Source organism: Streptomyces sp. CB01373 (assembly GCF_002803075.1).
In the GTDB taxonomy this organism is placed as follows: Bacteria; Actinomycetota; Actinomycetes; order Streptomycetales; family Streptomycetaceae; genus Streptomyces.
The window spans coordinates 343,295-353,441 of record NZ_NNBK01000006.1 but is presented as its reverse complement, the minus strand read 5'-3'; the positions used below and the strand labels follow the sequence as shown (position 1 = coordinate 353,441).

At 71.6% G+C, this 10,147-nt stretch carries 9 protein-coding genes; 2 read left to right on the top strand and 7 right to left on the bottom strand.

The genetic code is table 11. The features are described 5' to 3' along the window. Positions 1 to 491: 491 nt before the first annotated feature. Positions 492 to 1,493 carry a tryptophan--tRNA ligase gene (gene trpS / locus CG719_RS12150; protein WP_100568572.1) on the top strand — a complete coding sequence of 334 codons (1,002 nt, stop codon included), beginning with the start codon at positions 492 to 494 and terminating at the stop codon, positions 1,491 to 1,493. Positions 1,494 to 1,541: 48 nt separating this feature from the next. Here the strand turns inward: trpS and proC are convergent, their stop codons facing one another. The 6 genes from proC to CG719_RS12120 form a co-directional block, all read right to left on the bottom strand. Continuing rightward, positions 1,542 to 2,351 (bottom strand): pyrroline-5-carboxylate reductase, encoded by an 810-nt coding sequence (gene proC / locus CG719_RS12145; protein ID WP_100568571.1) that lies wholly within the window; start codon positions 2,349 to 2,351, stop codon positions 1,542 to 1,544. Between the two features lie 70 nt (positions 2,352 to 2,421). Further along, positions 2,422 to 3,192, bottom strand: a complete 771-nt coding sequence (locus CG719_RS12140) for an ABC transporter permease (protein ID WP_100568570.1) — start codon at positions 3,190 to 3,192, stop codon at positions 2,422 to 2,424. Continuing rightward, positions 3,189 to 3,989 (bottom strand): ABC transporter ATP-binding protein, encoded by an 801-nt coding sequence (locus CG719_RS12135; RefSeq protein ID WP_100568569.1) that lies wholly within the window; start codon positions 3,987 to 3,989, stop codon positions 3,189 to 3,191. The genes CG719_RS12140 and CG719_RS12135 overlap by 4 nt, the downstream gene beginning before the upstream one ends. A 59-nt stretch (positions 3,990 to 4,048) precedes the next feature. Next, positions 4,049 to 4,825, bottom strand: coding sequence for a class I SAM-dependent methyltransferase (locus tag CG719_RS12130; RefSeq protein WP_100568568.1), 777 nt, complete (start codon positions 4,823 to 4,825; stop codon positions 4,049 to 4,051). Between the two features lie 86 nt (positions 4,826 to 4,911). Continuing rightward, positions 4,912 to 5,415 carry a hypothetical protein gene (locus CG719_RS12125; RefSeq protein ID WP_100568567.1) on the bottom strand — a complete coding sequence of 168 codons (504 nt, stop codon included), beginning with the start codon at positions 5,413 to 5,415 and terminating at the stop codon, positions 4,912 to 4,914. A gap of 43 nt (positions 5,416 to 5,458) precedes the next feature. Then, positions 5,459 to 5,821, bottom strand: coding sequence for an SH3 domain-containing protein (locus CG719_RS12120; RefSeq protein WP_107488225.1), 363 nt, complete (start codon positions 5,819 to 5,821; stop codon positions 5,459 to 5,461). A 183-nt stretch (positions 5,822 to 6,004) separates the two neighbouring features. Between CG719_RS12120 and CG719_RS12115 the strand changes: the two genes are divergently transcribed. Then, positions 6,005 to 8,236 carry a serine/threonine-protein kinase gene (locus tag CG719_RS12115; protein WP_100568566.1) on the top strand — a complete coding sequence of 744 codons (2,232 nt, stop codon included), beginning with the start codon at positions 6,005 to 6,007 and terminating at the stop codon, positions 8,234 to 8,236. Positions 8,237 to 8,293: 57 nt separating this feature from the next. Here CG719_RS12115 and ilvD read toward each other — a convergent pair whose 3' ends face one another. Further along, positions 8,294 to 10,147 (bottom strand): dihydroxy-acid dehydratase, encoded by a 1,854-nt coding sequence (ilvD, locus tag CG719_RS12110; protein ID WP_100568565.1) that lies wholly within the window; start codon positions 10,145 to 10,147, stop codon positions 8,294 to 8,296.

Below are 10,147 nucleotides of genomic sequence, written 5' to 3'. Positions count from 1 at the left end.
TTTCTCGACCTGACTCCCAGTCAGCGGGGTTTGTCTTTGCGGCTGTTGGGCCGTTCCGACGAGTGAGACTTTAGCGGATTCCCTGCTCCCGTGCGAATCGGGGGCGGCGTCCTTTCGGGCGCGGAATCCTCATTCCATGAATACGCACACCGATGAAACGACAACAGACAGTACGACTGTCGTCGATCAAAGGGTGGTACCTAGGAAAGGTTGTCCGGGGACCGACCGGAGTCGGCTCTCACGTCGGGCAACTCGGAGAACGTTACGTAGCCCGGCGAGGTGTGTCAACTCACGGACGGACGGCCCCCCGGAGTCGTATCGTGGGGCCATGACTACGCGTACGTGCACCCATCTGTGGTGGGCCGCCTGACAGGCGGCCGTACTCACGTATGCATCCCACGGCCGCCGCCTCGGCGGCCGTTCTCGTATCTCCCTCCAGGACTCCGGGGGCCGGCCGACCGGGGACGGCGGCCTCGACCAGGAGGTGGAGTGTGGAGAGGACTCGGGTCTTCAGCGGGATCAAGCCGACGGGACACCTGACGCTGGGGAACTACCTGGGCGCCATGCGGCGCTGGGCCGAGGTGGACCAGCACCGGTCCCAGGCGCTGTTCTGCGTCGTCGACCTGCACGCGCTGACCGTGGACCACGACCCGGCGCGGGTGCGCAGACTCAGCAGGCAGGCGGCGACGCTGCTGCTGGCGGCGGGGCTCGATCCGGAACTGTGCACCCTGTTCGTACAGAGCCATGTGGACGAGCACGCCCGGCTGTCGTACCTGCTGGAGTGCGTGGCCACGGACGGCGAGATGCGGCGGATGATCCAGTACAAGGAGAAGGCCGCACGCGAGCAGCAGCGGGGCGGGAGCGTGCGACTGTCGCTGCTGACGTATCCGGTGCTGATGGCGGCGGACATCCTGGCGTACGGAACGGACGAGGTGCCGGTCGGTGACGACCAGACGCAGCACGTGGAGCTGACCCGTGATCTGGCGGTGCGGTTCAACCAGCGTTACGGGCACACGTTCGTGGTGCCGAAGGCGACGCCTCCGAAGGTGGCGGCGAGGGTGATGAACCTGCAGGACCCGTCGTCGAAGATGGGGAAGTCGGACGACTCCGGGCCGGGCATCGTCTATCTGCTCGACGAGCCGGAGGTCGTGGAGAAGAAGGTCATGCGGGCGGTGACCGACAGCGGGCGGGACGTCGTCTACAACCCGCAGGAGCGTCCCGGCATCGCCAACCTGCTGGAGATCCTGGCCGCCTGCCAGGGTGGGAACCCGGAGGCCCTGGGCGGTGTGTACGAGTCGTACGGCGCCTTGAAGAAGGACACCGCGGAGGCCGTGGTCGAACTCCTCAGGCCGGTACAGGCGAGGCACAGGGAACTGTGCGCGGATCCCGCCCATGTCGAAGGGGTGTTGCGGGCGGGCGCGGAGAAGGCCAGGGAGATGGCGCGGCCGAGAGTGGACGCGGCGTACCGGGCGATCGGGTTGCTGCCCGCCTGAGTGAGGGCGGCGGGGCGGGCGGCCTGCCTCGGCCGCCCGTTGCCGGAGTCAGTTGTTGCCGGAGGCCAGCTCGCGGCTGCGGTCGCGGGCGGCTTCCAGCGCGGCGATGAGCGCGGCGCGCACACCGTGGTTCTCCAGTTCGCGGATGGCGTTGATCGTCGTGCCGGCCGGCGAGGTGACGTTCTCACGGAGCTTCACGGGGGGCTCCCCGCTGTCGCGCAGCATCACCGCGGCGCCGATCGCGGACTGGACGATCAGCTCGTGGGCCTTGTCCCGGGGAAGGCCGAGGAAGATGCCGGCGTCGGTCATGGCCTCGACCAGGTAGAAGAAGTAGGCCGGGCCCGAGCCGGACAGGGCGGTGCACGCGTCCTGCTGGGACTCCGGGACGCGGAGCGTCTTGCCCACGGCGCCGAAGATCTCCTCGGCGTGGGCGAGGTGTTCGGCGGAGGCGTGGGTGCCGGCGGAGATGACGGACATGGCCTCGTCGACGAGGGCGGGGGTGTTCGTCATGACGCGGACGACCGGGGTGCCGGAGGCCAGACGCTCCTCGAAGAAGGAGGTGGGGATGCCCGCGGCGCCGCTGATGACCAGGCGGTCGGCGGGGACGTGCGGAGCGAGTTCGTCGAGGAGGGTGCCCATGTCCTGGGGCTTGACGGTGAGGATCAGGGTGTCGGCGCTCTTCGCTGCTTCCGTGTTGGTGACCGGGGTGACTCCGTGGCGGGCGCGGAGTTCTTCGGCCCGTTCCGGACGGCGGGCGGTGACCAGCAGGTCGGCGGGTGTCCAGCCGCCCCGGATCATTCCGCTGAGCAGGGCTTCGCCGATCTTTCCGGTGCCGAGAACTGCGACTTTCTGGCTCATGGGGTTCATCCTCGCACCGGTGGTCCGGGGCAGGGGCGGACTGTCCGGTTGGCGGGACACCCTCCACCCCCTAGGCGGTGCGCCGCCTGAGGGTGGCCGCTCCCAGGCCGAGGACGAGCAGGGCGCAGCCCGCGACGACCAGCGCGTCGCGTACGAAGGCCGTCGTCACGTCGGTGTGGCGCAGGACCTCGTTCATGGCGTCGACCGCGTAGGACATCGGCAGGACGTCGGAGACGGCCTCCAGGGCGGGGTGCATGTCGGACCGGGGCGTGAACAGGCCGCAGAGGAGGAGCTGGGGGAAGATCACCGCCGGCATGAACTGGACCGCCTGGAACTCGGAGGCGGCGAAGGCGGAGACGAAGAGGCCGAGGGCGGTGCCGAGCAGGGCGTCGAGAAGGGCGACCAGCAGGAGCAGCCAGGGTGAGCCGGTGACGTCCAGGCCGAGGAGCCAGACGGCCAGTCCCGTGGCCAGCGCGGACTGGACGATCGCGAGGGCACCGAAGGCGAGCGCGTAACCGGCGATGAGGTCGCCCTTGCCCAGCGGCATGGCGAGGAGGCGTTCGAGGGTGCCGGAGGTGCGTTCGCGCAGGGTGGCGATCGAGGTCACCAGGAACATGGTGATCAGCGGGAAGATGCCGAGGAGCGAGGCGCCGATGTTGTCGAAGGTGCGCGGGCTGCCGTCGAAGACGTAGCGCAGCAGGAGCAGCATCACGCAGGGGACCAGCAGCATCAGTGCGATGGTGCGCGGGTCGTGGCGGAGCTGGCGCAGGACCCGGGCCGCGGTGGCGGTGGTGCGGGCGGCGCTCAGGGCGCGGGGGCGGGGTGCGGTGGTCGTGCTCATCGTGCTGTCTCCTTGGCGCGGCCGGCCGCGGCCGCCTCGTCGACCAGGTGCAGGAAGGCCGCCTCGACGGTCTCGGTGCCGGTTCGGGTCCGGAGTGCTTCGGGGGTGTCGTCGGCGAGGATGCGGCCCTCGCGCATGAGCAGGAGGTGGTGGCAGCGCTCGGCTTCGTCCATGACGTGGGAGGAGACGAGGAGGGTGGCGCCCCGGGTGGCGGCGATGTCGTGGAAGAGGTTCCACAGGTCGCGGCGCAGCACGGGGTCCAGGCCGACGGTCGGTTCGTCGAGGACCAGCAGTTCGGGGGTGCCGAGGAGGGCGACCGCGAGGGAGACGCGGCTGCGCTGGCCGCCGGAGAGGTTGCCGGCGAGGGCGTCGGCGTGGCCGGTGAGGTCGACGTCGGCGATGGCCCGGCCGACGTTGTCCCGGCGGCGTTCGGCTGCCGCGCGGCCGGGGTCGAGGATCGCGGCGAAGTATTCGAGGTTCTGGCGGACGGTCAGGTCGTCGTACACGGAGGGGGCTTGGGTGACGTAGCCGATGCGGCTGCGGAGGGTGGCGTGGCCGGCGGGCAGGCCGAGGATCTCCAGGGTGCCGTCGACCTTGGCCTGGGTGCCGGCGATGGCGCGCATGAGGGTGGACTTGCCGCAGCCGGAGGGGCCGAGGAGGCCGGTGATGCGGCCGCGCGGGACGGTGAAGCCGAGGCCCCGCAGGACGGTGCGGGGGCCTCGGACGACGGTGAGGGCCTCGGCTCGGACGGCATCCGTTCCGGGGCCGGATGGTGGCCCCGAAGAAATATTCATCATGCGATGATTAATGCGCGCCGGAGAGGACGCCGTCAAGTGGGGTGAGGGGATGAGCCGCGTCAGGGTGTGGTGGCGACGAGGAGGAACACGTCGTAGATCTCCTCGACGATGCCGTCCGGGAAGGTCCGCAGCAGATGGTCACGCGCTTCGGCGAAGAAGGCGGTCCTGCGTTCCTCGGGGCAGACCAGGAAGGCCGAGTGGCTGCCGAGGTTGGCGAGGTGGGTGTCGACCGGGACCCGGCGGCTCCAGCGGACGTCGCGGCGGGTGAAGCTGAGGCGTTCGCTCGGGTCCGCCTTCAGACGGTCGGCGGCCGCCGTCTTCTCGGCCCGGGCGTCGACGCCGAAGAAGCGGCGGACGCGATCGCTCTCCTCCACGATCCACTCGACGTCGTCGGGCTCCGTGTTCCACCACAGCGCCAGGGCTCCGCCCGGACGCAGGACGCGCAGGGCCTCGGGGACCGACTGGGCCGGGTCGGTCCAGTGCCAGGCCTGGGCGTAGGTGAGGAAGTCGGCGCAGGAGTCGGCGAGGGGAAGGGCGTTGCCGTTGCCCCGCACGACGGGGATGTCCGGGAGGCCGCGGCGGAACTGGGCCGCCATGCCCTCGCCCGGCTCCACGGCCAGCACATCGGCGCCGCGCTCGTGCAGCCGGGCGGTCGAGATGCCGGTACCGGCACCGACGTCCGCGACGCGGGCGCCGGCGAGGGGACGGCCGGCGAGCTCCTCCAGCGCGTCGAAGAGGGCGGGCGGGTAGGAGGGGCGGTTCGCCGCGTACTGGGCGGCCGCGGCGTTGAAGGAGTGGGCTCGATCCGCGTGGGCGGGTATCCGGGCTGCGGTCATACGGCCATCCTCGGACCCCACGACCGGTCCGGGACAGAGGGATTTCGGCGGCGCGGACCGGTTCGCGGACCGAGCACCCCCTGCGGTCAGGAGCGGCGGCGCTTCCTCGAGGGGTTGCCCGAGCGGCGGGTGAGCCTGCGTTGGTGCTGCTCGCGGGCCTCTTCGTACTCCTGGCGGTGCAGTTTCTCGCCGGGGGCCTCGACGAGCGAGCGGAAGAAGTAGGCGAGGAGGGAGCCGATGAATCCGATGGCGAGCAGGCCGCGCAGGGAGGCCTGGCGGTCGGGGTCGGGCCGCTTACGGAAGCCGTCCCAGGTGTGGCGGAAGGCGAGCGCGCTGCACACCGCGAACATCACCACGACCAGGAGTTCCACGAAGGCGCCCGAGCCGGCGATCTGGAGCCCCTGGTAGGCGAAGCGAAGCACGAAACAGGAGACGGCGGCCGCGGCGAGTGAGCCGGCGGCGACGCCGGCACGGCGGGCCGCGTAGCCGTTGTCGTGATCCACCCAGGTGGTGCCGAAGAAACGCAGGGGCTCGGGGCGGGGCCCTGCGGAGCCCGCGGCGGTGCCCGGGGTGCCGTTGTCGTCGCTCACGCGTCGATTATCGCTCCGGGGTGCCCGCGGGCTCCGTCGGGGATCAGCCGCAGCGGCCGGTCACATAACCGTCGCTGCCCGTCTTCACATAGGTGTCCGAGACGTACTGGCCGGTTCCTATGTTGTTCCAGATGTTCGAGGTGCCGTAGTAGCCGGTCACCGTCGTACCCGGGGTCTGGCAGTAGATCGGCACGGAGGCGCCCGCGCTCAGCGTGCGGACGATGCCGTAGCCGGTGCCGGGGCCGCTGCGGACGTTGAGCTCGACACCCGGCGCGACCGGGTAGTAGTTCAGGGCCGCCGCGGCCGCGACGACCGTCGCCGCGTCGCCGCCGGCCTGCTCGATCAGCTCCCCGGACCTCTCCGTGGCACTCTCCACGACCCGTTCTCGCGCACGGTCGACAGACATGCGAAACCTCCCCCGTTGCACCCCATGACCGCCATGGGCCCCGGTTGATTCCCCGTTGACGCGTTGCGAAACACATGCACGTGAAACGCACGGGAAGACCCGCAAGCCGCCTCGGTCCGGTTCGGGTCATCGACTAGGCTCCGTGCGTCGCACGCGCGAACGAAACAGCACGGGGGGTGGTCCATGACGCCACAGCACCACACCGGCCCGGGCGCGGAAGCGGAACTTCCGGAGTACGCCGGTCACTACCGCCTCGAGTCGCGCCTGGGCTCCGGCGGCATGGGCGTCGTGCATCTGGCCCGCAGCACTTCCGGGCTGAGGCTCGCGGTGAAGGTCGTCCACGCCCAGTACGCCTGGGACCCCGAGTTCAGAGGACGGTTCCGGCAGGAGGTGGCGGCGGCCCGAAGAGTCAGCGGCGCCTTCACCGCGCCCGTCGTCGACGCCGACCCGGAGGCCGAACGGCCCTGGATGGCCACCCTGTTCATTCCCGGGCCCACGCTCTCGGACGAGGTGAAGGAGAACGGGCCGCTGCCTGGCGCCCAGTTGCGGCGGCTGATGGCGGGGCTCGCCGAGGCACTGCGCGACATCCACCGGGTGGGTGTCGTCCACCGCGATCTCAAGCCGAGCAACGTGCTGCTCGCCGAGGACGGCCCGAAGGTCATCGACTTCGGCATCTCCCGTCCGAAGGACAGCGAACTGCGCACCGAGACCGGCAAGTTGATCGGTACTCCGCCGTTCATGGCACCCGAGCAGTTCCGCCGGCCGCGGGAGGTCGGGCCGGCGGCGGACATCTTCGCGCTGGGCTCCGTGCTGGTGCATGCCTCGACCGGGCGGGGGCCGTTCGACTCCGACAGCCCGTACGTCGTCGCCTACCAGGTCGTGCACGACGAGCCCGATCTGAGCGACGTACCGGAGGACCTGGCGCCGCTCGTGCTGCGCTGTCTGGCCAAGGAGCCCGAGGACCGGCCCACCCCGGACGAGCTGATGCGGGAACTGCGCTCGGCGGCCGCCTCGTACGACACACAGGCGTTCATACCGGAGCGGCGGACGCCCGGGACCGGTACGCACTCCGGAACGGGCGGGAGCGGGCCGGACCCGGGAACGGGCGGAGCGGACGCGGCCGGTGACCGTGACGTGTCCCCGGACGAGTCGCGTTCCCGGGGAGCCGGGGAGGGGCCGGGGGACCGTACGGGGCGGGGATCCGGGCGGCTGACGGGGATCCTGACCGGGCGGCGCCCGCACTCGCGGCGGCTCGCCGTGGCCGCCGGGGCACTCGGGCTGGTCGTCGGCGGCGGACTCGCCACGGCCCAGCTCCTCGACGTCGGAATGCTGCCGCACAGCGCGGCGCCGGAGAGCACGCTGCCCGGAGCCACCTCGGCCGCGTTCTCCGAGTGGGTGGCCGAGCCCGTGGCCGGCGAGGGCGTCCCCCAGTGCTCGTACGGGGCCGGAAAGCTGATCTGCGCGCGGCCCGGACTGGTCTACGCCCTCGATCCGGCGGACGGAAACCTGCTGTGGCGGCACTCCGTGCCCAAGATGCTCACCGGCGTGCCGCCGGTCCTCGCGGGCGGCCTGGTGCAGCCTATGGCGGACCACGGCCGGCAACTGGAGGCGCTGGACCCCGGCTCGGGCAGGCCGCGCTGGCAGTCGGACGTTCCCGCGTACAGCGGAGTGCAGTGCGCCGGCGGCATGGTGCTGCTCACCGGCACCGACGGGCGGGTGCGGGCGGTCGACGCCGCGTCGGGCGAGACGACGTGGAACCGGCCGGTGCCCGGTCTTCCCCTGCCGCACTTCTTCGCGTTCGCCGGGGATCCGCTGGCGTACGCGGTGAGCACCTCGTCCGACGGGGCGACCACCCGGGTCGTCGCCGTGGACCCGGTGACGGGCGATGTGCGCTGGGAGGCCCGGCTGCCCGGAACGCTGGCGCCCGTCGGCAGCCGCGACGGCTCCCTCGTCCTGCTCTCCTCCGAGCCGGCCTTCGGGCGGACCGACGCCGTGGTCCGCTACACACCGCGGACCAGGACGTCGGTCCGGGTCGCGCTGTCCGTTCCCCTCGACTCGGCGCAGGCGAGCGTGCACGGCGACATGGTGCACCTGCTGGGCGCCGGTGGCGCGCTGGACGCGGTCGACCTGGCGGCGCGGAAGGTGCGGTGGCGGCTGGAGACGGCCGTGAGCTGGGGTTCGGCGCCGATCGCCGACGCCGGTCACGTGTACGTCCTCGCCGGGGACGGGCGGCTGCTTGCGGTCGGGGCCCGCACCGGGCAGCTCGTCGGCCAGACCCGGCCGCGGCTCGGCACGCGCTCGGACCGGGTCGCGGCGGACCTGCCCACACCCGTGATCGTCGAGGGCCGTGTCTACGCCGGCGCCCCCGACGGCACCGTCTTCGCCGTGGACGGCCACGACCCGTCGTCCTGGTGACCTGAAGAAGGGGCCGCCTCAGAGGAGGCGGCCCCGCGGTCCTCGTGGCCGGTGGCGTCAGCCCAGCTTCGACACGTCCCGCACGGCGCCCTTGTCGGCGCTGGTGGCCATCGCGGCGTAGGCCCGCAGCGCCGCCGACACCTTCCGGTCGCGGCCCTTCGGGGCGTACGCGCCGTTCAGTGCCCTCGCACGGCGGGACAGCTCCGAGTCGTCGACGAGCAGTTCGATGGAGCGGCCGGGGATGTCGATACGGATGCGGTCGCCGTCCTCGACGAGCGCGATCGTGCCGCCGGAGGCCGCCTCGGGCGAGGCGTGGCCGATGGACAGGCCCGAGGTACCGCCGGAGAAGCGGCCGTCCGTGATCAGCGCGCAGCTCTTGCCCAGGCCGCGGCCCTTCAGGTACGAGGTCGGGTAGAGCATCTCCTGCATGCCGGGGCCGCCCTTGGGGCCCTCGTAGCGGATGACGACGACGTCGCCCTCCTTGATCTGCTGGGTGAGGATCTTCTGGACGGCCTCCTCCTGCGACTCGCAGACGACCGCCGGGCCCTCGAAGGTCCAGATCGACTCGTCGACGCCCGCGGTCTTCACCACGCAGCCGTCCACGGCCAGGTTGCCCTTCAGCACCGCGAGGCCGCCGTCCTTGGAGTACGCGTGCTCGGCGGACCGGATGCAGCCCTCGGCGGCGTCGGTGTCCAGGGCCTCCCAGCGCTCGGACTGGGAGAAGGCCTCCGCCGAGCGCACGCAGCCGGGGGCCGCGTGCCACAGCTCGACCGCCTCGGGGGACGGGGAGCCGCCGCGCACGTCCCAGGTCTTGAGCCAGTCGGCCAGGGAGGGGCTGTGCACCGCGTGCACGTCCTCGTTCAGCAGGCCCGCGCGGTGCAGCTCGCCGAGCAGCGCGGGGATGCCGCCGGCGCGGTGCACGTCCTCCATGTAGTACGTGCGGTCCTTGGCGACGTTCGGTGCCACCTTGGCCAGGCACGGCACCCGGCGGGAGACGGCGTCGATCTGCTCCAGACCGAAGTCGACGCCGGCCTCCTGGGCCGCCGCCAGCAGGTGCAGGATCGTGTTGGTGGAGCCGCCCATCGCGATGTCCAGGGCCATCGCGTTCTCGAAGGCCGCGAAGGTGGCGACGTTGCGGGGCAGGACCGTCTCGTCGTCCTGGTCGTAGTGGCGGCGGGTGATGTCCATGACCGTGCGGGCCGCGTTCTCGTACAGGGCGCGGCGGGCGGTGTGGGTGGCGAGGACCGAGCCGTTGCCCGGCAGGGACAGGCCGATCGCCTCGGTCAGGCAGTTCATCGAGTTGGCGGTGAACATGCCGGAACAGGAACCGCAGGTCGGACAGGCGTTCTCCTCGATGCGGAGGATGTCCTCGTCGGAGACCTTGTCGTTGACGGCGTCGGAGATGGCGTCGACCAGGTCGAGCGTGCGGACGGTGCCGTCGACCAGGGTGGCCCGTCCGGACTCCATCGGGCCCCCGGAGACGAAGACCGTGGGGATGTTCAGGCGCAGGGCCGCCATGAGCATGCCCGGGGTGATCTTGTCGCAGTTGGAGATGCAGATCAGGGCGTCGGCGCAGTGGGCCTCGACCATGTACTCGACGCTGTCCGCGATCAGGTCGCGCGAGGGCAGCGAGTACAGCATGCCGCCGTGGCCCATCGCGATGCCGTCGTCGACGGCGATGGTGTTGAACTCGCGCGGGATGCCGCCCGCCTCCCGGACCGCGTCGCTGACGATCCGGCCGACCGGCTGGAGGTGGGTGTGCCCTGGGACGAACTCCGTGAAGCTGTTGGCGATCGCGATGATCGGCTTCCGGCCGATGTCCGCACCGGGTACACCGGAGGCGCGCATAAGGGCGCGGGCGCCCGCCATGTTGCGGCCGTGGGTGACTGTGCGGGACCTCAGCTCGGGCAT